Origin of the sequence: Marinobacter sp. es.048, from assembly GCF_900188435.1 — a bacterium.
Classification (GTDB): domain Bacteria; phylum Pseudomonadota; class Gammaproteobacteria; order Pseudomonadales; family Oleiphilaceae; genus Marinobacter.
Window position 1 is genome coordinate 487,718 of record NZ_FYFA01000001.1, and the last position, 23,053, is coordinate 510,770.

At 59.1% G+C, this 23,053-nt stretch carries 22 protein-coding genes; 11 read left to right on the forward strand and 11 right to left on the reverse strand.

Annotated elements, in window-relative coordinates; all coding sequences use genetic code 11:
• Positions 1-4: 4 nt before the first annotated feature.
• Positions 5-1,801: a sensor domain-containing diguanylate cyclase gene (locus CFT65_RS02330; RefSeq protein ID WP_172408409.1), complete on the reverse strand. Its 1,797-nt coding sequence runs from the start codon at positions 1,799-1,801 to the stop codon at positions 5-7.
• Positions 1,802-1,959: 158 nt separating this feature from the next.
• Here CFT65_RS02330 and CFT65_RS02335 point away from each other — a divergent pair, with 158 nt between their 5' ends.
• Both CFT65_RS02335 and CFT65_RS02340 read left to right on the forward strand, forming a co-directional pair.
• Positions 1,960-2,190: a DUF1653 domain-containing protein gene (locus tag CFT65_RS02335; protein WP_064229415.1), complete on the forward strand. Its 231-nt coding sequence runs from the start codon at positions 1,960-1,962 to the stop codon at positions 2,188-2,190.
• 116 nt (positions 2,191-2,306) lie between these two features.
• A complete protein-coding gene (locus tag CFT65_RS02340) occupies positions 2,307-3,629 on the forward strand; it encodes a Na+/H+ antiporter family protein (RefSeq protein ID WP_088826430.1) in 1,323 nt (440 codons plus the stop codon).
• Positions 3,630-3,794: 165 nt separating this feature from the next.
• Here the strand turns inward: CFT65_RS02340 and CFT65_RS02345 are convergent, their stop codons facing one another.
• Together CFT65_RS02345 and prlC are read right to left on the reverse strand one after the other, a co-directional pair.
• Positions 3,795-4,052 (reverse strand): YheV family putative zinc ribbon protein, encoded by a 258-nt coding sequence (locus CFT65_RS02345; RefSeq protein WP_008176700.1) that lies wholly within the window; start codon positions 4,050-4,052, stop codon positions 3,795-3,797.
• A gap of 173 nt (positions 4,053-4,225) precedes the next feature.
• Positions 4,226-6,271: an oligopeptidase A gene (gene prlC / locus CFT65_RS02350; RefSeq protein WP_088826431.1), complete on the reverse strand. Its 2,046-nt coding sequence runs from the start codon at positions 6,269-6,271 to the stop codon at positions 4,226-4,228.
• Between the two features lie 212 nt (positions 6,272-6,483).
• Here prlC and CFT65_RS02355 point away from each other — a divergent pair, with 212 nt between their 5' ends.
• From CFT65_RS02355 to CFT65_RS02375, 5 genes are all read left to right on the forward strand, one after another.
• Complete coding sequence (locus CFT65_RS02355; protein ID WP_088826432.1) at positions 6,484-7,020, forward strand: gamma carbonic anhydrase family protein; 537 nt, start codon at positions 6,484-6,486, stop codon at positions 7,018-7,020.
• A gap of 66 nt (positions 7,021-7,086) precedes the next feature.
• Complete coding sequence (locus CFT65_RS02360) at positions 7,087-7,332, forward strand: hypothetical protein (RefSeq protein WP_088826433.1); 246 nt, start codon at positions 7,087-7,089, stop codon at positions 7,330-7,332.
• Positions 7,325-9,436, forward strand: coding sequence for a glucans biosynthesis glucosyltransferase MdoH (mdoH, locus tag CFT65_RS02365; protein WP_088826434.1), 2,112 nt, complete (start codon positions 7,325-7,327; stop codon positions 9,434-9,436). The genes CFT65_RS02360 and mdoH overlap by 8 nt, the downstream gene beginning before the upstream one ends.
• On the forward strand, positions 9,415-10,983 hold the full coding sequence (locus tag CFT65_RS02370) for a sulfatase (RefSeq protein ID WP_088826435.1): 1,569 nt from the start codon (positions 9,415-9,417) through the stop codon (positions 10,981-10,983). Before mdoH ends, CFT65_RS02370 begins: the two co-directional genes overlap by 22 nt.
• Positions 10,984-11,172: 189 nt before the next feature.
• Positions 11,173-11,628 carry an Hsp20/alpha crystallin family protein gene (locus CFT65_RS02375; protein WP_088826436.1) on the forward strand — a complete coding sequence of 152 codons (456 nt, stop codon included), beginning with the start codon at positions 11,173-11,175 and terminating at the stop codon, positions 11,626-11,628.
• Between the two features lie 41 nt (positions 11,629-11,669).
• On the opposite strand, the gene CFT65_RS02380 is transcribed toward CFT65_RS02375, so the two are convergent.
• From CFT65_RS02380 to CFT65_RS02415, 8 genes are all read right to left on the reverse strand, one after another.
• Complete coding sequence (locus CFT65_RS02380; protein WP_088826437.1) at positions 11,670-11,987, reverse strand: PA4642 family protein; 318 nt, start codon at positions 11,985-11,987, stop codon at positions 11,670-11,672.
• A gap of 113 nt (positions 11,988-12,100) precedes the next feature.
• Positions 12,101-12,934 (reverse strand): flagellar motor protein MotB, encoded by an 834-nt coding sequence (locus CFT65_RS02385; RefSeq protein ID WP_088826438.1) that lies wholly within the window; start codon positions 12,932-12,934, stop codon positions 12,101-12,103.
• Between the two features lie 4 nt (positions 12,935-12,938).
• Positions 12,939-13,712: a MotA/TolQ/ExbB proton channel family protein gene (locus tag CFT65_RS02390; protein WP_088826439.1), complete on the reverse strand. Its 774-nt coding sequence runs from the start codon at positions 13,710-13,712 to the stop codon at positions 12,939-12,941.
• Positions 13,713-13,766: 54 nt separating this feature from the next.
• Complete coding sequence (aroE, locus tag CFT65_RS02395) at positions 13,767-14,594, reverse strand: shikimate dehydrogenase (protein WP_088826440.1); 828 nt, start codon at positions 14,592-14,594, stop codon at positions 13,767-13,769.
• Positions 14,587-15,513, reverse strand: a complete 927-nt coding sequence (gene hemF / locus CFT65_RS02400) for an oxygen-dependent coproporphyrinogen oxidase (RefSeq protein WP_088826441.1) — start codon at positions 15,511-15,513, stop codon at positions 14,587-14,589. Before hemF ends, aroE begins: the two co-directional genes overlap by 8 nt.
• Before the next feature lie 8 nt (positions 15,514-15,521).
• On the reverse strand, positions 15,522-16,094 hold the full coding sequence (locus CFT65_RS02405; RefSeq protein ID WP_088826442.1) for an L-threonylcarbamoyladenylate synthase: 573 nt from the start codon (positions 16,092-16,094) through the stop codon (positions 15,522-15,524).
• Between the two features lie 44 nt (positions 16,095-16,138).
• Positions 16,139-17,329 (reverse strand): DNA-processing protein DprA, encoded by a 1,191-nt coding sequence (gene dprA, locus CFT65_RS02410; protein WP_172408410.1) that lies wholly within the window; start codon positions 17,327-17,329, stop codon positions 16,139-16,141.
• A 23-nt stretch (positions 17,330-17,352) separates the two neighbouring features.
• Positions 17,353-18,369, reverse strand: a complete 1,017-nt coding sequence (locus CFT65_RS02415; RefSeq protein ID WP_088826443.1) for a LysM peptidoglycan-binding domain-containing protein — start codon at positions 18,367-18,369, stop codon at positions 17,353-17,355.
• A 417-nt stretch (positions 18,370-18,786) separates the two neighbouring features.
• On the opposite strand from CFT65_RS02415, the gene def reads away from it, so the two are divergent.
• The 4 genes from def to trkA all read left to right on the forward strand — a co-directional run bounded on the left by def (position 18,787) and on the right by trkA (position 23,022).
• On the forward strand, positions 18,787-19,290 hold the full coding sequence (gene def, locus CFT65_RS02420; RefSeq protein ID WP_088826444.1) for a peptide deformylase: 504 nt from the start codon (positions 18,787-18,789) through the stop codon (positions 19,288-19,290).
• A gap of 93 nt (positions 19,291-19,383) precedes the next feature.
• The gene (gene fmt / locus CFT65_RS02425; protein WP_088828131.1) at positions 19,384-20,319 is read left to right on the forward strand and encodes a methionyl-tRNA formyltransferase; all 936 of its coding nucleotides are present in this window, start codon (positions 19,384-19,386) and stop codon (positions 20,317-20,319) included.
• 1 nt (position 20,320) lies between these two features.
• On the forward strand, positions 20,321-21,622 hold the full coding sequence (gene rsmB / locus CFT65_RS02430; RefSeq protein ID WP_088826445.1) for a 16S rRNA (cytosine(967)-C(5))-methyltransferase RsmB: 1,302 nt from the start codon (positions 20,321-20,323) through the stop codon (positions 21,620-21,622).
• Complete coding sequence (gene trkA / locus CFT65_RS02435; protein WP_088826446.1) at positions 21,619-23,022, forward strand: Trk system potassium transporter TrkA; 1,404 nt, start codon at positions 21,619-21,621, stop codon at positions 23,020-23,022. Before rsmB ends, trkA begins: the two co-directional genes overlap by 4 nt.
• Positions 23,023-23,053: the final 31 nt, after the last annotated feature.

Consider the following 23,053-nt stretch of genomic DNA (forward strand, 5'->3'; position numbering starts at 1 on the left):
GAGCTCAGACACCGGGTACGGTCGCCGCCCTGACATCACGGGCCACCATGACCCGGTTTCGGCCGGACTCCTTGGCCGAGTACAGGGCCTCGTCGGCCTGACGGATCAGTTCCTGGGGCTCCGTATCCGGATCCGGGACCACGCAGGCGACGCCTAAACTGATGGTGAGGCTGACGGGGGCCACCCCTTCGCTGGAATGTACAGGCGAGCGGGCCACCGCCTGACGCACCCGTTCGGCAAGTCGAGCGGCACCATCCTGAGGTGTTGCCGGTAGCAGAATACTGAATTCCTCACCGCCATAACGGGCCAGCAGGTCCCCGGATCGCTGCACTTCTGCCGCACAAAGCGCAGCCACTTCTGTCAGGCAGTCGTCGCCCACCAGGTGGCCGAGCTCATCGTTTACCCGCTTGAAGTGATCGATATCCAGCATCAACAGGCTCAATGGATGAGCGTGTCGCTGAGCCCGCTTCCACTCCTCATTGAGTTTTTCATCAAACCGTCGACGGTTGGCCACGTGGGTCAGCCCATCGGTGAGGCTAATCGCCCTCAGCTGTTCATTGGCGCGCTCCAGTTCGTCGGTGCGCTCCTGAACCCGCATCTCCAGGGTTACGTTGGCCTGCTGCTGGATCGCCAGCGCCTGCTCCTGGGCCTCATGGCGTTTGCGACGCTCCAGATTGATCCGGTAAGCGAGGGCAAAGGACAGCAGAACCACCTCCAGCGCCACGCCAATCTGGGGCATGAACTCGGTCAGGAAACTGCGCGGCATCATACCGAGCTTGCTGACGGCCAGAATCAAGTGGCCAATTAACAGGGGCGTCCAGGCCAGCACGTAAAAACCACCCAGCACCTGGCCCCTGCGCCACACCAGAAAACCGATGAACCAGGCCGCCGGAGTAACCACTGCCGCAATACCGCTAACCAGCACAATGCCAGTCTGATAACTGCCAAACAGGCCGAACAAGAAGCAGGCGAAAATAGCGGTCAGAACCCACTGCAGGAACCGGTAGCTTCTCAGGCTGTAAGACCGGATATTGAGGAAGCGGATTGCGAAAATAATGGCGGAGAAAAGGGCGAAACAGATAACCGGAATGGTGAAATATCGGTTGATACCGGGAGCATCCGGCCACAGCCACTGAAACAGTAGGCCGTTGAAATTGAGCTGAACCAGCCCGGTAAACACAACCGTCAGCACGTACCAGATGTAGGTGGAATGGCGCACAATAACGAACAGGAAGAGATTGTACAGCGCCATGGCAACAATTATGCCCAGAAACATCGTCTGCCAACCATAAGACAACTGCTCACTGGCGAGGAATTCCGCCGACGGAATGACTTCCAGAGGAATCTGCACAGAACCCAGGGTTTTTACCCGCACGAAGGCGGTGACCGGCTCGGTATTCGAGGGCACGAGGAAAACAAAATTACGATGGTGAATCGGGCGACTGCTGAAGGGCATGGTGTCGCCGGTGTGGTGGATCTGGATAAGCTCACCGTTGAGGACCCAGTGCACAGAGACCTCATCCAGCAACGGATAACCAATTTCCATCACCCGGTTCGCCGGGTCAGGCGGAATCTCGACTTTCAGCCAGAAACTGCCATCGCTGAAGCCACGGTTGAACACCTCACTTGAGCCGGATGTCTGCCAGTCGCTCGGGGGCAGGCCGCGAACGTCCTCCAGCGCCAATTCATCAGCGGGCGCTTCCAGCCAGTCAAATGCGACGGGAGCAGCCTGAACAGGTGCGCTGGCCAGACATGCCAGCGACAATAAAATCAGAAGGATGCAGGATAACTGCCGCATCATAGCGGTTTCCGGTTTCCGGGCCTGGCCGGGTGTTCTACACTTTCAGGCCCTGACTGAGTCGTGCGCATCCCTGCAATTGTTTCCAGTTTAGACGGTTGCGCGTGCTACGTCCTCCGTAACGACAGGGCCAGCATAGCCCGAATCCATTGAGGCCAATAATGACCGAGCGCAAGAACGAAATACGTCCGGGTAAATACCGACACTACAAGGGCAAGGATTATGAAGTCATCGGCGTTGCCCGGCACAGCGAGACCGAGGAGCAGATGGTGGTCTACCGCTGCCTTTACGGTGACTACAGCCTCTGGGTGCGCCCTCTGACCATGTTCCGGGAAACCGTGGAAGTTGCCGGTGAACAGGTGCCCCGCTTTGCCCGGCTCGATGAAGCCTGACCGTTACACAACCGCTTTGACTACCGCGACCTTTTCCTGCACATTACCGCGCTTTTCATGATGCCGGCCCCCGCAAGGGGCCGGAACAACCGTTAATTCCTACCCGGAGTTTTGCCATGAATGCCGTCGTTGCCGCGGTCGCGATTATGCTCGTCCTGAGTTTGTGCCGCATCCACGTTGTTGTTGCCCTGATCATCGGCGCCGTATCCGGTGGCCTGATTGCAGGAATGTCCCTGCAAGCCACCATCGAAGCCTTCAATAGCGGCCTCGGCGGCGGTGCCACCGTGGCACTGTCCTACGCCACGCTCGGTGCCTTCGCCGTTGCCATTGGAAAGTCCGGTCTCGCTCACGCCCTGGCCGACCGGGCCGTGGCTCTGGTGGGCCGTCAGGAGGAAGGCGCCGCCGTAAACGGCATCCGCTTTCTGATCATCGGCCTGCTGCTGGCCATTGCCATCTCGTCCCAGAACATCCTGCCGATCCACATCGCCTTCATCCCCCTGGTGGTACCGCCGCTGCTCTACGTGATGGCCAAACTGAACATGGATCGCCGCCTGGTCGCTTGCGTATTGACCTTCGGCCTGATCACCCCATACATGTTCCTACCCGTCGGCTTCGGCGGCATCTACCTGAACGAAATCCTGATCGCCAAGATCAACGCCAACGGCGTCGATGCCTCCGGCCTGAGCGTCATGAAAGCCATGGCCCTGCCGGCATTGGGCATGCTGTGCGGCTTGCTGATCGCCGTCTTTTTCAGCTACCGCAGTGGTCGCACCTATAACCTGGAAACCATAACCAAGGCCGAACGGGTAGATACCAGCTACAGCCCGCGCACCCTGGTTATGGCCCTGTTAGCCATCGTCACCGCCTTCGTGGTGCAGCTCTGGCTGGGCTCGATGATCCTGGGCGCGCTGGCCGGTTTCGTACTGTTCAATCTGTCCGGTGTGGTGCGCTGGAAAGAGGCCGACGACCTGTTCACCGAAGGCATGAAGATGCTGGCCATGATCGGCTTCATCATGATCGCGGCGTCTGGTTTTGCCGAGGTGATGCGGGAAACCGGTGAAATTGCCGCACTGGTGGACAGCTCCGTGGCCACCATCGGCGAGAACAAGGCCATGGCGGCGCTGTTGATGCTGGTGGTGGGCCTGCTGATCACTATGGGTATCGGTTCCTCCTTCTCCACCATCCCGATCATCGCGGCCCTGTACGTGCCCCTGGCCCTGCAACTGGGTTTCAGCGCGCTGGCAATCGTGGCCCTGGTCGGCACCGCCGGCGCCCTGGGGGATGCCGGTTCCCCGGCCTCCGACTCCACCCTCGGACCCACCGCCGGCCTGAACGCCGACGGCCAGCACAACCACATCTGGGATACCGTGGTGCCAACGTTCCTGCACTACAACCTGCCGTTGCTTGGCTTTGGGTGGTTGGCGGCTATGGTTCTTTAAGCTCGGAGGTGGCTTTGTAGCCTTCGTGTTGAGGGGAGTTGCGAGGGTGTGGGTGTGCTTTTCTGCCGGGAAAAAGATGTCTGAGCGAAGCGAGTTGCTTTTCCCCAGAAGAAAAGCATTCCCATGGCCTCTCACCCCCTCAACCAGAAGGCTGAGAGATAACGATCAATCCTCGTCGTCGGCAGCAGACTTGAAAAACACCACCTGCTTGACGGTGTGATCGTCCTCGTTCTTGCGCTTGTTCACCCGCGTCTCGAGTTCGGGGTTGGACGGTTGTTCGGCATCGGACACCGCGTCGGTAAAGCCGCAGGCCACGCACTCGCGAACCTGGTCATCGTCGTCGGTGGTGAACATCATGATCTTGTCCATCTCCGCGCAGCGGGGACAGACGGCGCCGGCGATAAAACGTTTTGGACTCGCCATAATAAAACTCCCGTAAATTTGGGCAGTGGTTGTCGGGTTACGGCCGTTGGCCTAACCCGACCTACATGCTCGGGCCATGCTTGGCTCCAAACGTCACGTAGGTCGGATTAGCAAAGCGTAATCCGACAACAGCCGGATCAGCTTCAAAGGCTGCAAAACAACCCTCGCTATCGTCAGGCAGCTTCGTCCGTGATGCCGGTTTGTTTCAGTAGCGCATCCACCTGCGGTTCGCGACCCCGGAAGGCCTTGAACAGTTCCATGGGCTCCTGCGAGCCGCCTTTCTCCAGGATATTGTGAAGGAAGGCCTTGCCGGTTTCCGGGTCGAAGATGCCTTTTTCCTCGAACAGGGAGAAGGCATCAGCCGCCAACACTTCCGCCCACTTGTAGCTGTAATAGCCTGCGGCGTAGCCACCGGCAAAGATGTGCGAGAAGGAGTTGGGGAAGCGGTTGAATTCCGGTGCTTCTACCACGGCAATCTCGCTGCGCACTTTGCGGTGCATGTCCAGTGGGTTGGTGGGCGCTTCGTCGGTGAATTCCGCGTGCAGGCGGAAGTCGAAGAGGGAGAATTCGAGCTGGCGCACCATGCCCATGCCGGACTGGAAGTTCTTGGCCGCCAGCAGTTTCTGCAGCAGGTCTTCCGGCAGCGGTTCGCCGGTTTCATGATGCGAGGCAATCAAGTCCAGAGACTCCGGATTCCAGCACCAGTTTTCCAGGAACTGGCTGGGCAGCTCGACGGCGTCCCAAGCAACACCATTGATACCGGAAACGTCCAGCACATCCACCTGGGTCAGCATGTGGTGCAGGCCATGGCCGAATTCGTGGAACAGGGTGGTGACCTCGTCGTGGGTCAGCAGTGACGGCTTGCCGTTGACGGGCGGTGTAAAGTTGCAGGTCAGGAAAGCCACCGGCAGCTGGAGCTGACCACGGAGGTTGCGCCAGCGCACCCGGCAATCAGCCATCCAGGCGCCACCGCGTTTGCCCTGGCGGGCATAGAGGTCGAGATAGAACCAGGCCAGGGGCTCGCCATTGCGGCTGATGCAATACGCCGTGGCATCCTCGTGCCAGGTTTCCACTTCGGGCTTCGCTTCAATCTGTACATCAAACAGCTTCTCTGCCACACGGAACAGGCCCGGTACCACCTTGTTCACCGGGAACCAGGGGCGCAGGGTTTCCGGGGAGATGTCGTAGCGCTTCTGGCGCAGCTTTTCGCTGTAATAACCGATATCCCAGGCCTGCAATTCCTCCGCGTTGTATTCATCCTTCGCGAACGCCTTCAGATCGGCAAACTCTTTCTCGGCCTGGGGCTTGGACTTGGCTGCCAGCTGGTTCAGGAACTCCAGCACCTCGTCGCTACTGCGGGCCATCTTGGTGGCCAGGGAGCGCTCGGCATAGTTATTAAAGCCCAGCAGCTTGGCCTGAGCGTGGCGGCGCTTGAGGATCTCCGCCATCACCGGGGTGTTATCCCACTGGCCGGCATCCGGGCCCTGGTCGGAGGCGCGGGTCACAAAGGCCTCATAGACTTCCCGGCGCAGATCCCGGTTGTCACAGTAGGTCATGACCGGGAAGAAACTGGGGAAATCCAGGGTGATCACGTAGCCTTCCAGATCTTTCTGGCGGGCGGCCTGTTTGGCGCTTTCAATCGCAGTCTCGGGGACGCCGGCGAGTTCATCGACGTCGGTGATGTGTTTGAACCAGTGCTGGGTAGCATCCAGCACGTTATCGCTGAACTTGTTGGACAGCTCGGACAGCTCCCGCGACAGCTCGGCGTACTGCTTCTTCTTATCTTCCTGCAGGTCCACACCACCCAGGTGAAAGTCCCGGAGCGTGTTCTGCACGGACTTGCGCTGGGCCTCGTTCAAGTTATTGAAATCGTCCCGATCGGCCAGCTTCTTATAGGCGTCACACAAGGCTGCGTTCTGGCTCACCTCAGTGCTGTACTCGGTGAGCTTCTCCAGGCAGTTCTTGTAAACCTTGCGCAGCTCGTCATTGTTCATCACGCCGTTCAGGTGCGAGATCACCGACCAGGCGTTGCTCAGCTTGTCGTCCAGCGCCTGCATCGGCTGCGCCAGGGTTTCCCAGGTGGGATCGTCCTGCTCTGCGATTTGGCTGATTTTCATCCGGTTTTCACTGAGAATCTGGTCAATTGCCGTTTCCATGTGTTCGGTGCGGACATGGTCAAATTTCGGCAACAGGTCGTCAGTCAGTAGCGGGTTATTCATAGGTCCCCTTCTCAGCTAGTCGAATCTTGGGTAGTTTGGTTTCTTCAGGTTATGGGGCTGGCACCTGTGGGAGAGGCCCTTCCAAAACACGCTCCTTGCGGCAAATCCCTGTGACGCTTGACTGTCGCCATCCAAGGCGACAGACAGTTTTGGAAGGGCCTCTCCCACAGGCACCCCGAGCCACCGGGTAATTCATCAATGAGTACTATGTAATGACGAATATACGTTCACACAAGGGTATCACGCCACATTTTGGGGAACGCGCGTGGGTAGATCCAAGTGCCGTTGTGATCGGCGATGTGGAAGCCGGCGATGATGTTTCCATCTGGCCGATGACCGTGGTGCGTGGCGATATGCACAAAATCCGTATCGGGCATCGGTGCAGCATCCAGGATGGGTCCGTACTGCACATCACCCACGCGAGTGACTACAACCCCGGTGGTTATCCGCTCACCCTGGGAGACGACGTGACCGTCGGCCACAAGGCACTTTTGCATGGCTGCACCATCGGCAGTCGGGTGCTGGTCGGCATGGGCTGCATTATTATGGATGGAGCCGTCGTGGAGGACGAGGTGATTGTTGCGGCAGGTTGTCTGGTGCCGCCGGGCAAGACTCTTGAATCCGGTCACCTTTACGTGGGATCGCCCTGCAAAAAAGCCCGGGCGCTAACCGAGAAGGAACGGGGGTTCTTCAGATACACCGCCGCCAACTATGTCCGACTCAAGAATGAATACCTTAACGATCAGTAAGCCAGTGGTCTGAACTCAAGGCCGTAGCCGTATGTTTCGCAGTAACCCCGCATCCCGGAGGCCCTTGTGGACACGTCGGACGAACCGTTTGATCGAGCATTGCTGTACCTGCGCGCTGCAGGCCATGACACCGGTCCGGAAACCCGGGCGCGGTTACACAGCATGCTGCAGGCGCGCGGGGCTGAACACCCGGCCTTGAATGCCGGACAGTTACTGGAGCAAATGCCCCGGTGGTTTGCCCTGCCCGGGCCTAGTCAGCGTCCTCATCTGCCACCGATAACCCGGGCCAGTATCGGATACCCCCGTGAATAATGCCGGATCCTGGCGCCCGGTTGCTTTCCGGCGGCGCTTCCTGCTTGTGATCCTTGTAGCCGCTCAGACCCTGGCCGGAGTATTCCTGTTTGCCCAGACTGTGCCGGATCAGGCCGGTTCCGGAACAACCGCCACATTGCTCACGGCATTTGGAGTGCTCTTTGCCTGGATTGGCGTGGGTTTCTGGACCGCGATTTTCGGATTTGTTGTCCTTCGCTTCGGTGGAGACTCCTGGAGTCTTTCAAGCCGAGTAGGGCACGTCAGGCCCGGGGAGTCACTGTCTGCCCGAACCGCTGTCGTGATGCCCATCTGCCATGAACCCGTGCAACGGAGCCTCGGAGGTCTCAAAGCGATCATCCGGGACCTTGAGCAGCAGGGACAGGCCGGAGCCGTGGATTTCTACGTGCTTTCGGACAGTAGGAACCCGGACATCTGGCTTGAAGAACAGGCGGCCTGCGAGCAAATACGGCAAGAGATCGGCCCTCAGCAGCAATTATTTTACCGGCGGCGCAACATCAACCTGAATTACAAAAGCGGCAATATCGCCGACTTCCTGCGTCGATGGGGCCGCCGTTACCGCTACATGGTGGTTCTGGATGCTGACAGCCTGCTCAGTGCCAACTGTATCAGCCGGCTGATACAGCTCATGGAAGCCCGGCCCGAGGCCGGGATTATCCAGACCACACCTCGCCTGGCCCGGGCAGAAACCCGGTTTGCCCGTCTGCAACAGTTTGCCAACCGCTGTTATGGCAGACTCTACAGTGCCGGATTGGCAGCCATACAATTGGGGGAAGCCACATACTGGGGCCACAACGCAATCATCAGGGTAGCCCCGTTCATGGCCCACTGTGGTCTGCGCAAGCTTCGGGGACCGGGCCTGTTCCGCGGGCCAGTGCTCAGTCATGACTTTATCGAGGCTGCACTGATGGGTCGGGCAGGCTACGAAGTGTGGCTGGAACCGGCCATTGCCGGCAGTTTCGAGGAATCACCGCCGACCCTGGAGGACGACCTGATTCGCGACCGGCGCTGGTGTCGTGGCAATCTCCAGCACTTGTGGCTACTGGCAACCATGGGCAAGATCCGGCTGGCTCACCGGATGGCCCTGCTGACCGGCATTATCTCCTACCTGGCGTCTCCGCTCTGGCTGATTTTCCTGGGCCTATCCGGCTATGTGGCGTTAACCGGTCCCACGCCTGAGTCAGCGCTGCCTGGCGTAATAGTCACAACCGAAGCTGGCTCTGGCGCAGGCGTCCTGCTGGTCGCGGCAACCGCGCTGCTACTCTTCGGCCCCCGGCTTCTTGCCGTGACTGACCACGGGCTGGCCAGACAAACCGCCGGGTTTGGAGGGCTGTTCAGGCTCTGTGGCAATACCCTTCTCGAAACACTCGCGGCACTGGCACTCGCCCCGATCCGGATGCTGGTTCACACCCTCCATGTGGTCCGGGCTCTGCTGAATCTGAAATTGGGCTGGCAGGGGCAAAACCGGTCCGGCGGCCTCACTCCGGGGCTTAGCCTCCAGCACTTTGGCCTGCTTCTGGTCTCAGCAGCCGCAGGCCTTACTCTGATTCACTGGCACGCGCCAACTCTGACGCCCTGGGCCCTGCCGGTAATGACACCGGTATTGCTGGCACCGGCACTGGCCTACTGGCTGGGCCGAAAGCCCGGCACAGATACCTGGCTACAAATTCCCGAGGATGGCCAGATCACAAGAGTGATTGAACTCGCCAGCGTCATAAGACCGCTTTGCCATGACATAGCCAGGTTGAGCTGGTTTGAACGGTCGGTTCTGTCGCCCGTCTTTGCACGGATTTCCCAAACTGGTTCTAAGCCGGCCACCGGTAAAAAAGCACGGGCGCTTGAGCGCCTGGTCAATCGCTGCGCCATGGAAGGCAGACAAGCCCTGAATCACCGGGAACTCAGCCTGATCTGCAATCATCCTGAGGCCCTGGAAGCCCTTCATTGGCGCGCCTGGCATGCCTCGCCCGATTCACCGTGGCGAGATGTGCTAACCCGCATGGCACAATCGGTTGACGGGGATTCCCCGGCCGCGGCGTCCTTGCCCCGTCGACAAGAACAGATGGCTTGGGTAGAGGTCGCTTCGTGATACTGGTCTGGCTGTTGGTCCTGAACGGTTTGTTCCTGTTTCCGTCGCTGGCACTGCCCGGCGACGATCCCTGGTTTTCGCCGGAGGCCCTGATCGTGTGGGCCGTCATTTGCGGGCTCAGGGAACCCGAGCGGAGATACCGCGTCGCCCGTTTTCTGGCTGTTGCGTACGGTTTTCTGTTCCTGCTTGTTCTGGTAGATGCCCTGGTTCGGGAGAGTCTTGGCCGCGGCCTGAACCTGTACCTTGAGCTTGGCCTGCTGGATGCCGCCTGGAACCTGCTTGATACAAACCTGGGGGCTGTTCTGGCCGTTACGGCCCTCGCCGCCCTGTTAGGCGTGCTCACAGGCGTGAGTTGGCTGTTTCGTCATGGTCTGGAGCGGCTGGCGCATCACTCTCCGGCGCATCTGGGCAAACCGCTCTGGTTAATGTCCGGCCTGTTCCTCGCTGGCGCCGTCACCCCGTGGATTGGCAGCCCGACACTGGCGTTCGTGGCCAATCAGGCCTCTCTGATAACTCATACCTACCAGACAACCCGGGACTTCGCGGCCGAACTGAGCGCCCGGCCCGGAAGTGAACGCCAACCGATACCGCTGCCAAAGCTGCAGCAAACGGATGTGATTCTTGGTTTTATCGAGTCCTATGGCATATCGACGATCGCCGACGATCGCTATCGTTCGATCATCAGCCCGGGCCTTGAGGCCATGGCCCGATCGCTGGACTCCGCGGGTCTGACGGTGGCCACTGGCCGGCTGCAGTCGCCGATCCAGGGCGGCCAGTCCTGGCTCGGCCACCTTTCCGTACTCAGCGGCCAGTGGATTCACAACCAGCTTGCCTATGAAACCCTCCTCAGCTCCGGCTACGCCACTCTTATTGATGACTTCCGAAGCACCGGGCACAGTACTGTGGCTGTGATGCCGGCCATCACCCAGGCCTGGCCCGAGGGTCGACTGTTCCGCTACGACCAGATCTACGATCACGATGATCTCGATTACCAGGGGCCGCCATTCAACTGGGTCACCATGCCCGACCAGTACACCTGGCACAGGTTTCAGGCGATCCGCGAGGCCCACCAGGGACCGCTGTTCGCCGAGCTGGCGCTGATCAGCAGCCACGCGCCCTGGGTTCCGATACTGCCGGTCCTCGACGACTGGCAAAGCATCGGCAACGGTGAAGTGTTCCGGCGCTGGGAGGGAGCCGGCGAAGCACCGGTGTCGTTATGGCGCGATCCGGACAGAGTGCGCCAGCATTACGGTCAGGCAATCGCCTATGCCCTGGAAGTGGCGGGGGGCTTTGCTGCTCACTACCTGCGTCAGGACGCCCTGATGATTATCCTGGGTGACCATCAGCCAGCGCCATTGATCACCGGCGAGGACGCCAGCCGGGATGTGGTGGTTCATGTCATCAGTGCCAACCCATCGCTGGTGGAGCCCTTCCTGTCCGGCGAATTACCCGGATTTCAACCGGGTATCCGGGCCGATCCGGAAACAGCCGGAGCCACCATGGCCCGTTTCCGGCCGTTTTTACACCGGCATTTCGGTGAATTCTGAACCCTGCTTGACACTGATCAAAATTCAACCACCCCGCCCTTGAAAACATCCGCACTGCACCTAATATTCGGTAATAGCAGAGGTTCACGGATAACCATCCGGCTGGCGCCACCGGCATGGAGTTGTTCCGCCATCGAAGCTGATGCTCACTTATTCAGATTCGTTTCATTTGAAAAGGAGGGATGCTTTATGAGCAATCTTACCCGCTGGAATCCGGTCAATGAGTTCGAAGACCTGATGAATCGCTATAACCGTATGTTCGGCCTGACACGCTCAGGCGGCGAGCGCGAAAGCAAAGACGTGTTCAGCCGCAGTGACTGGGCTCCGGCCGTGGACATCAAGGAAACTCCAGAGGCCTTCACCATCGAAGCCGAGTTGCCGGGCATGTCCAGGGAAGACGTAAAAGTCACGGTCCACGAGGGCGTTCTGAGCATTCAGGGTGAACGCAAGAGTGAGAACGAGACCGACGACAAGAAACATCACCGGATCGAGCGTTTTTACGGCAGTTTCCTGCGCCGATTTACGCTGCCGGACAATGTTGATGAAAACAGTGTGAAGGCGAACTTCAAGGACGGCATGCTGACCCTGACGCTCCAGAAAGCCGAACCGAAAGAGCCCAAGGCCATTGAAGTCGACGTGCAGTAAACGCCGACGACTTCAGGCAAAGAGATACGGTCGCGCCGAAATCAGTTCCCGGCTGCGGCCGTTTTTTTGGCACCTGCGTTTTCCAATGCTCGAGCATACTCCACACTGCGGCGATGCCGGGAAATCAGGTCAAGAATGGTTTCCCCGTCCGGGCCAGTGGCATTCAGATCCCGGCCTTCGGCAACGAAAAATCCGATAAAACGTTCGAAATCTTCCGCCCGCATGGCCTGGTAGGCTTTCAACAGAGCGTTATAGTCGGCATTCTCCGAAGCATCCCAGGGGCGGATATCCAGAAAACTCCTGACCCGCTCATCGCTCCATTCTTCGCCAATCACTTTCGGCTTATCCGGTCCACTCATGGTTGCTCTCTCGCTTCACTGTGCCAGTCAAATAACGGGCGAACAGTATAAAGCCCTGAAAGCATGACAGTTATATGGATTGCGCATGAGAAGCTGCGCACCGGCTATAAGACTCAGGGTATTATTTCGACGGGCAGATCGCCAGTGGGCACCTCGTCGTTGCATTCGGGATTGCGAATGGCAATTTCCACCCGGCGGTTAAGCGCCCGGTTCTCCGGTGTGTCGTTCGGTGCAAGCGGGTTGGTTTCGGCCCGTCCGGCCGCCACCACCCGCTCAGCCGGTACCTGGCGATTCATCACCAGCTCGTGAACCACCGACACGGCACGGGCCGCCGATAGATCCCAGTTTGAACGATAGCGGTCGCTGGAAATGGGTCGGTCATCGGTGTAACCGGACACCAGGACATCTCCAGTACACGCCGACAGCACATTGACCACCCGTTCGATGATCGGAATCATCTCGGGTTTTATGGCGGCCTCACCGGATCGAAAGGTGGCTTCCTCGGAAAAGCGGATCACCACCTGGTTCTGGTCGTAATTGACACTCAGAGCCTCCGACGCCACTTCCGATTCCAGCTCCCGGATCATCCGGCTGGCCAGATCAATCACGCCACCAGGGATCTGAGTGGGCGCGGCACCCTCAGCACGCTCATCAATAAATTCGGGCTCCCTGGTCTGGGATTCCGTTGGCTCGGGGAGGGAGACCGTCTCGGATTCAATCATGGTCAGCGGGGAGCCTCCAACATCCTCCGCCAGGACGTTGCTGGAGCCAAAGGCCACGGCCATCGAGTTGGCCATGGCCCGGTACTTTTCCACATCCATCTCTGCAAATGACAGCAACAGTATGAAGAAAGTCAGCAGTAGCGTAGCCAGATCGGCGAAGGTAACGATCCAGGCTGGCGTCTGGTTCTGCGGACCTTTCCTGTTTTTCTTTTTGGCCAGCTCCAAACCCTCAGGCCTCCCGCTCCGGCACCAGGCCGGTGCGCTGCTCCGGGTGAACAAACGAAGACAGCAGTTCGGTCATTACCCGGGGATTCTCACCGCGCATGATGTTCTTGATGGACGTGATGATCAGCACCTGGTTCCTCGCCTCGTCCTCGGCTTTCAGCTGAAGCTTGTCAGCCAGGGGCAGGGCAACCAGTTGGGCAATAAACGCACCGTACAAGGTGGTCAGCAGGGCGATGGCCATAGCCGGGCCAATGGAGGACGGATCGTCGAGGGTGTTGAGCATCTGCACCAGACCCACCAGGGTGCCCAGCATGCCAATGGCCGGAGCCGATTCGCCGATACCCCGGAACACCCGTTCGGCCACTTCGTAGCGCTCGGCGGTTTGCTGGGTTTCCTGTGCCAGCGCCTCCTCCACCAGTTCCGGCGGGTGGCCGTCGACACACAAATTGATCGCCTTCTGAAGGAACTCGTTGGCCGTCTGATGGTTTTCCAGGCCCAGAATGCCCTCTTTGCGCACCACCATGGCAAGCGAGCCCACTTCCCGGATCAGCTCCGCCGGCCGCGCCATGCGGTCGGTGAAGGCAGCAGACATGGCCAGGCGAAAAGCGCTCATCACCGAGGCCATCCGGAATTTGATCAGGGTAACGGCGAAGGTCCCGCCCAGCACAATGGCAAGCCCCGGAAGGTTCAGGAACGTCAGGAAAGAGGCATTGGCGAGCATCGCCATGATGACGATCAGGACACCTGCCACAAGTCCTACAAGGGTAAGAATATCCATCGAAAATCCCTACGGAAGTTGACCCTGAGCATAGCCCAATCCGGGGGCAGCGGCTCAGTCGTTACGCAATTCCTCAATGACGGGGCCGGTGGCAGGATTCACGCCGCGCCAGATACGGAAGGATTCCGCCGCCTGCTCCACCAGCATACCAAGCCCGTCATGAATGTTCTGTGCACCCTGTTCCAGCGCCCACTGATTGAACGTCGTGGTTTGCAGAGAATACATCATGTCGTAGACCACCGTTTTCTCACCGATCACCTCCGGCGACAGGGGCGGTAAATCGCCCTGGAGGCTCGCACTGGTGCCATTGATGATGACATCAAAAGGCTCACGGGGCTGCTCGAATCCGCAGGCCGACAGCCGGGCCTCGCCTGCTACGGGTGAAAACAGGTCAATAAGGGCTTCAGCCTTGGCAACGGTTCGGTTGGCAATGGTAATGGCGGCAGGATGCTCGGCAAGGATCGGGCCCATAACGCCACGAACTGCGCCGCCGGCTCCCAGCACCAGAATATGTGCGTCCTTGAGAGCAACAGCATGGTTACTCACAAGATCCCGGACAATACCGCAACCGTCCGTATTGTCGGCGGTGAGCACGCCATCGTCATCCAGGTACAGGGTATTGGCTGCCCCGGCATTCCCGGCCCGCTCGGTACGGCGATCCGCCAGCTTCCAGGCTTCTTCCTTAAAAGGCACAGTTACGTTAAGGCCCTTTCCGCCCCGCTCGAAAAATTGCTTCACAGTGCCAGCGAAATCATCCAGCGGCGCCTGAATGGCCGTGTACTCGACCGGTTCACCGGTCTCGCTGGCAAAGAGGCTGTGAATCCTCGGCGATTTGCTGTGGCTGATGGGGTTACCAACAACCGCGTAGAGATCGTTAGTCATGTTGGGTCTCCAGCCAGTCCCGGCCGGTCAGGAAATAGTCCGTAAGCCGGAACTCTTCAGAACCGGGCTCAGCAGTCCGGTTATAGTCCCAACGCACCAGAGGCGGCAGGGACATCAATATGGATTCCGTCCGGCCGCCGGATTGCAGGCCAAACAGGGTGCCACGGTCATACACCAGGTTGAACTCCACGTACCGCCCGCGCCGGTATAGCTGGAAATCCCGCTCGCGGTCACCGAAAGGATGATCCATGCGGCGCCGGACGATGGGCTCGTAGGCTTCAATGTAGCTGTCGCCCACGGCTTTCATCAGGCCAAAATCCTGCTCGAAGTCGCCAGTGTTGTGGTCATCAAAGAACAGCCCGCCGACACCCCGGGGTTCATCACGGTGTTTCAGGTAAAAGTAATCATCGCACCAGTCTTTGAAGCGCTTATAGGTACCTTCGCCAAACGGCGCGCAGGCGTCGCGGGCAGTCCGGTGCCAGTGAATACAATCTTCCTCAAAACCATAATAAGGCGTGAGGTCATAGCCGCCACCGAACCAGTACACCGGCTCACTGTTCCTGGGTGTGGCAATAAAAAACCGGACGTTGGCATGGGAGGTGGGCACATAGGGGTTGTTGGGGTGAATAACCAGCGACACACCCATGGCCTGCCACGGGGCACCGGCCAGGTGCGGGCGATGGGCCGTGGCGGAGGCCGGCATGGTCTCACCCATTACGTGGGAGAAATTGACCCCGCCTTTCTCAAACACGTTGCCTTCGGTGATCACCCGGCTGACACCACCGCCACCTTCCGGTCGGTCCCAGGCATCCCGAATGAAAGATGCACCATCATCGACAGCTTCCAGCCGGCTACAGATCGATTCCTGCAATCCCAGCAGGTACTGCTTTACCGTCTGGCTATCGGGTTGCTGTGCCATAAACGCTCCTAACGAAGTTGCTGACCGCTGACAATATCAATAATACGGCTGGGTTTGCGATTACCGCCCAGTGCCCCGGGTACGATCCAGTCAAGCTGATCGCCAAAGTAGCCCCGAACCTGCCAGATATGTCGGGCCGGCTGGCGCCCGGCCGGATTGCAGGAGGTTGATACCAGGGGCATCCCAGTGGCCTCACAGAGCGCGCGCACCACGGGATGCTCGCTGACCCGGACCGCAATGGAGCTATGCTTCCCACGTACCCAGTCTGGAATTTGCCGATCCACGTCCGGCAGAAGACAGGTGACGGGGCCGGGCCAGTGGCGCTCCGCCTCGGCTTGCAGCGCTCCAGGCAGAGGGTCCAGCAGAAAGCGGATCTGATCAACGGACGAAGCCACCAGAATCACGCCTTTTTCGACCGGGCGCTGCTTCAGCTCCAGAATCCGCTCCACGGCCTCCTCGTCCCAGGGGTCACATCCCAGACCCCAGACAGCTTCGGTGGGATAGGCGATAACACCGCCACTGAAAACCGTGCGGCGGGCACAGTGTAATTGCCAGTCAGAAAGAGGATGGGAATGGGCCATACTGCTCGTGTCAGAATTGATCGGGGTGGATGTTTACACCAGATTCAGGCGATTTTCTGAAAACCTCCCGGCGCCGAACTGACCAGGCCCTGCAACTCCAGAAGCAACAGGGACTGCATGAGCTGATCGGCGGGAAGACCGGTTGCTGAACTCAGTGCATCGGTTGATTGTGGATCATACCCTAAAGCCTCGAATACCGCGATTTCCCGGCTGTCGAGACCGGCCAGGGGCCCGTTGCCTTGCCGCTCCGGTTCCGGCTCAGAGGCAGAGTCATGCGTAAGTGGCGGCGACCACCAGGCACCCAGTTCTTCCAGGATGTCATCCACCGTTTCCACCAGGCGGGCGCCCTGCTTGATCAAATGATGACAGCCCCGAGCAACCGGACTGTGCACCGAGCCGGGAATGGCGAACACTTCCCGCCCCTGTTCCAACGCCATCCGCGCGGTGATCAGGGAGCCACTGCGCAGACCCGCCTCCACCACCAGCACGCCACGGCTCAGGCCGCTGATAATCCGGTTGCGTTGGGGAAAATGCGCGGCTCTTACCGGCGTACCGGGGGGATACTCGGAAATCATCAGGCCCTGGGCAATGACGCGCTCACCCAGACGGCGATGCTGGTGGGGATAGATGCGGTCCAGGCCGCAGCCAATCACCGCGATGGTGGGAAATCCGGCATCCAGGGCACCCGCATGGGCAGCGCCATCAACCCCCAGCGCCAGACCGCTGGTCACCATTAGCTGGCGGGCGCTGAGTTCGGCAGCAAACCGGCGGGCATGGTCAAGACCGGCGGGGGTGGCCTTACGGCTGCCGATAATACCGATCTGGTCCCGGACCAGAAGCTCCGTATCACCACGGGTATAGAGCACCAGAGGCGCATCGTGAATGTGCCGTAGCTGTTCCGGGTAATTACGATCCGGCCAGGTCAGGATGCCGATGCCATGCCTGGCACATTGATCCTGTATGGTCTGGACCTCACGGATGGCCGGATGCCTCGAATCCTGCTGCTGCCAGGCCTGAATGGTAGCTATGGCTTCAGCGGTCACGCCCATGGCCCGCAAGGTTGCGGCATTCATTGAGAGTAATTGAGGCAGGTCAGGGAATTCAGTCAGCAGTTCGCGCCGACGGGTGCGGCCAATGTTTGGCAGGCAGGTCAGAAACAGCCATGAGGCTGTGGCAGAGGAAAACACGGCATCGTCCTTGAAAACAGCGAGGCCGGACCTTCCTGGTCCGGCCATTGCGTCTATCGGTATTCAGTCGATCAGGGGTTGGTAACCTTGTCACCTACCGTCAAAGCACGGCTGGCCTGCAGCACCAGCCCATAGCTCATCTTTTCATACGCCTGGAATACCATCAGCAGCCCGGCACGCTCGGAGGGCAGCTCGATGGTTTCTCCGGTCACCGGATCACGAACCAGGTTGCCGCTTTTCAGAACAGCCATCACGTTACCGGCTTCCAGACCTTCCCGGGTACCGCGGTTAATAGCAACCACATCAAACTGGCCGATCTGGCTCACACCGCCGTCGACAGCAATCATCTGCCCTTCAATGTCCTCGCTGGGCGCGCTGGGCACGAAGCTGGTGGTCAGGCGACGGTCTTCGCTCACCATAAGCCGGTCGCCAATGCGAACCTCTTCGTTGGAGCTGGTCAGGTTTACGGTCAGCACGTCGCCGTTTTCCCGGGCCACATCACCACGGGCGATGCTGCGGGCTTCAAGGCCGAGGAACTCGCCGGTGTCCGGATCGCGAAATTCCTTACTACGACGGAAGATACCTACCTTGTCAGCGGGCTTTTCCCCGCGAGCATAGAGCTTGTCACCGGCACCAGTGATAATCCGGCCGTCTTCTCCCTCCAGAACGTAGGGAGCGCCGTTGATCTCTTCCGGGCTGACAATACGGGTGTCAGTGAGGAAGCTGCCGATGGCATCCAGCGGAATGGCCGGGATTGGCGTATCGATAGGCTCGGAACGAACCTTCGGCGACAGCTTCACCACATCGCTACTGGCGACCTTGGTAATACGGGGCTTGCCGTCAATATAAACCAGGGCAAGGCGATCACCGGGGTAAATCAGGTGAGGGTTGGCGACCTGCGGGTTCACATGCCATATTTCCGGCCAGTACCAGGGATTGTTCAGAAAACGGGCCGAAATGTCCCAGAGGGTGTCACCCTTCACAACGGTGTAACGCTCGGGATGATCGGACCGCAGCTCCGGTGCAGCATGAGCCCAGGAGGTTATAAGCAGCGTAGTTGCTGCCAGAGCGTACAGCAGTTTCCTCATTGTGTAAGTCCTTGATCGCGTGCCTTGATTCTTTGCATTCTGTTGGGATGCAGTCAGTTACCTGCAGCTTATTACGTTGTTATTCCAGTTACTATAGAAGAAGTCTCGCAAATTGTGATGTTATCTTTTGTTCTTCCAGTAAATTCTATCCCGTCGTTGAAAGATTTTAACTATTAACTGATCAGTTTGTACTCAATCGACGAATTGTTGGATAATAGTCTTATAAACGTTGATAACCCCTCCAGCCGTTGAAAGCTGGGGCCTTGCCCCGATAATAGTAGAGGCAGGGGGAAAATTTGCGCAGTACGCTGTCGCATTTCGGAGATCAGTTTCACACTGTTACAAAGAGCAGCAAAGTCAAAAGTGATGCCGGCATAATCTTGCGGGCGTTCCGACATACAGGCGAAAGACAGACCTATGATACTAGAGATTCTCGAATACCCGGATCCCCGTCTGCGCACCATTGCCAAGCCGGTAGAAGAGGTGACAGACGCCGATCGCAAGCTGATCGACGACATGTTCGAGACCATGTACGATGCGCCCGGCATTGGCCTTGCGGCTACCCAGGTGAATGTGCATAAGCAGATCATCGTCATGGATCTGTCCGAGGACAAGAGCGAACCCCGGGTTTTCATTAACCCCGAGGTGGAAGTACTCGATGGTGAACGGGAAGCCATGCAGGAAGGCTGCCTGTCGGTACCCGGATTCTACGAAGACGTCGAAAGGATCGAACACTGCATGATCCGGGCCCTGGACCGGAACGGCAAACCGTTCGAGCTGGAGGCCAGAGGCCTGCTGGCAGTCTGCATCCAGCATGAGATGGATCACCTGAACGGCAAACTGTTCGTTGACTATCTCAGCTCGCTCAAGCGGACCCGCATTCGCAAGAAGCTGGAGAAGCTGCATAAGAAGAGTGCCTGATCAGGCTGCAGGCGAACGTCAAAACCAGACACTATTCCGGACCGGGTCATGACCCGGTCTTTTCGTATACAACGGAACAGAGATCACAACACCGTGCGACTTGTTTTTGCTGGCACACCGGATTTTGCGGCGACCGCGCTCAAGGCCCTGATTGCGGCCGGCCACACCATTGTTGGCGTTTATTCCCAGCCGGACCGTCCCGCCGGCCGTGGTCGCAAACTGCAGCCGAGCCCCGTCAAACAGGTGGCTCTGAACCACGCGATCCCGGTCTTCCAGCCCGAGACATTGAAAACATCCGAAGCCCAGAAGCAACTGATCGACCTGAGCCCGGATGTGATGATCGTCGCCGCCTATGGCCTGATCCTGCCGAAGGCGGTGCTCGACATTCCAACCCACGGCTGCCTGAACATCCACGCCTCGCTGCTTCCCCGCTGGCGCGGCGCCGCGCCTATCCAGAGGGCGATAGCGGCAGGCGATGCGGAGACCGGAATCACCATCATGCAGATGGACGAAGGCCTGGATACCGGAGCCATGCTGTTGAAATCGCTGACCGCTATCGATGACAGCGACACCGGAGGCAGCCTACACGACCGCCTGGCAGAGCTCGGTGGCAAAGCCATCATCAAGGCCCTTGAGCTGCTTCAGAAAGGTGAACTCACCGGGGAACCTCAGAACGACGACCTGGCCTGCTACGCCAGCAAACTGAGCAAGACCGAAGGCCATATTGACTGGACTACAGACGCTACAGCCATTGAACGGCTGGTCCGCGCTTTCAATCCCTGGCCCGGGACCTACACCGATCTGGGTGATCAACGTATCCGCATTCACGAAGCCCGTGCCCTGGTGACCGCTAGCGACGCTTTCCCCGGCACCGTGGTAAAACGGGATCGGGACGGGATCGACATTGCCTGCGGCAACGGAATCCTGCGCATTACCCGGCTGCAACTGCCGGGCTCCCGTGCCCAGAGCGTGAACGACCTGATCAACGGCGGCAAGGAACTGCTGATGCCCGGCCAGGAGCTGCGCTGACATGGGTGAACGACAACAGCCCATGCGCGCCATCGCCGCCGGCGTGATGCTGGCCGTGGAACAGGGCCAGTCCCTGTCCCAATGCCTGCCGCCAGCCCTGAACCGCCTTCCGGCGAACGAACGCCCCGAACTCCAGGCGCTCTGTTATGGCACCTGCCGCTGGTTCCATCGGCTGGATGGCGAACTCAATACCCGACTGAAGAAACCTCTGCGCAAGCCGGACCGCATCATCCATCACCTGATGCTGGTTGCCCTGTTTCAGTTGCGCTTCAGTCAACAGGCCACCTACGCAGTACTTAATGAAACCGTCGAAGCCTGCCGGGCCCTGGAGAAACCACATCTGACCGGACTGGTAAACGGCGTTCTGAGGGCAGCGGAGCGCGAAGGCGCGCCGGAACCGGCGGAAGACTCGGCCCGGTTCAGTCATCCGGTCTGGATGGTGGAAAAACTGCGTCACAACTGGCCGGAAGACTGGCAACAAATTTTGAGCGCCAACAATGCACAGGCGCCCATGACGCTGCGGGTAAACGCGCTGCGGTTTGGCCGGGATGAATACCTTGGGTTACTTGCGGAAGCCGGCATTGAGGCCTGCGCGACACAATTTGCCCCTCACGGCATTCAACTGGCCAGCCCGGGTCCTGTTGATCGGTTGCCCTGGTTTGCCGATGGCGCCGTCAGCGTGCAAGACGAAGCGGCCCAGCTGTGCACCACACTACTGGACCTGGCGCCGGGCCAACGGGTACTGGATGCCTGCGCCGCCCCGGGCGGCAAAACCTGTGCAATCCTGGAAACCTGTGGCGAGCTGGCGGAAGTGGTCGCCATTGACGAATCCGCAGACCGCCTGCCCCGGGTGCAGGAAAATCTGGATCGACTGGATCTTCACGCTACCCTTAAACAGGCGGATGCTGCGGCCACGGACCAATGGTGGGACGGCGATGCATTCGATCGCATTCTGTTGGACGTTCCCTGCAGCGCCAGCGGCGTCATTCGCCGTCATCCGGACATCAAACTGTTACGCAGAGAATCCGACATCACCCCGCTGGCGGCCATACAGCTCGGGTTACTGGATGCCATGTGGTCTATCCTGAAACCCGGAGGCCGGCTGGTGTACGCCACCTGTTCGGTGTTCCCCCAGGAAAACCACCGTATAATTCAGCGGTTCTGCAAGCAGCAGACCGATGCCATCCTTGTTGAGCCAGACGCTCAGTGGGGGCGCAATATGGGTGCGGGGCGCCAATTGCTCCCCGATCCGGACAGCCATGACGGCTTCTTCTATGCCGTGCTGGAGAAACCCGAACCATGAAAATCCTGATTCTCGGCGCCGGCCAGGTAGGTGGAACACTCGCCGAAAACCTCGCCAACGAAGCCAACGACATTACCATCATAGACAACGACGGTGCCCGGCTGCGTGAACTGCAGGACCGGCTGGATATCCGCACCGTCCAGGGCGCAGCATCTTACCCTACGGCACTGCGACAGGCCGGGGCGGAAGACGCCGACATGCTGATTGCCGTCACCAACAGCGACGAAACCAACATGGTGGCCTGCCAGGTAGCCAAACTGCTGTACAAGACACCCACTACTATCTGCCGGGTGCGCGCCGGGGCCTACCTGGCAAAGTCAGAGCTATTCTATCAGCGGGACCAGACCAAGGATCTCGACAGCCTCCGGGGCTTCCCCATTGACGTTCTGATCAGCCCGGAACATCTGGTGACCAAACACATTACCCGGCTGATCGAGAACCCGGGTGCCCTGCAGGTACTGGAATTCTCCAAGGGTCTTACCCGCCTTGTGGCCATCCGCGCCACCAAAGGTGGGCCCCTTGTGGGGCACGAGCTGTCGTACCTGCGCACCCATATGCCCAAGATCGATACCCGGGTGGCGGCCATCTTCCGGAAAGACCGAGCCATCATGCCCGAGGGCAACACCGTTATCGAAGACGGTGACGAGGTATTTTTTATTGCCGCCGGCGATCACATCAAGTCCGTGATGAGCGAACTCCAACCGCTGGTAAAACCCTACAAACGCATTTTTATCTGCGGTGGCGGCAATATCGGGCAGCGACTGGCCCATACCCTGGAAAACCGTTACCAGGTCAAACTGCTGGAGCGGGACCACGAGCGCTGCGTGATGCTCTCGGAGAATCTCCGAAAAACCGTGGTGCTCGAGGGCAACGCCGCCAATAAGGACATCCTGCTGGAAGAAAACATCGAGAATACCGATGTGTTCTGCGCGGTGACCAACGACGATGAAGCAAACATCATGGCCTCACTGCTGGCCAAGCGCCTGGGTGCCCGCAAGGTACTGACCCTGATCAACAACCCGGACTACGTAGACCTGATCCAGGGTGGCGACATCGACGTGGCAATCTCGCCCCAGCAAACCACCATCGGCAGCCTGCTGACCCACGTTCGCCGGGGCGATGTTGTGAACGTTCACTCACTTCGCAGGGGTGCAGCAGAGGCGATCGAAGCAATTGCCCACGGCGACCACCGGTCTTCGAAAGTGGTCGGTAAACGGCTGGATGAAATCAACCTGCCAGAAGGCACCACCATCGGCGCCATCGTGCGCCGCAATGAAGTTCTGATCGCCCACGATCATCTCCGGATCCAGCCGGACGACCACGTCATTCTGTTCCTGGTGGATAAAACCCGTATCCGGGATGTGGAAAAACTGTTCCAGGTGGGTCTTACCTTCTTCTGACTTAGAAATACACAGCCAGCACGCGTATAAT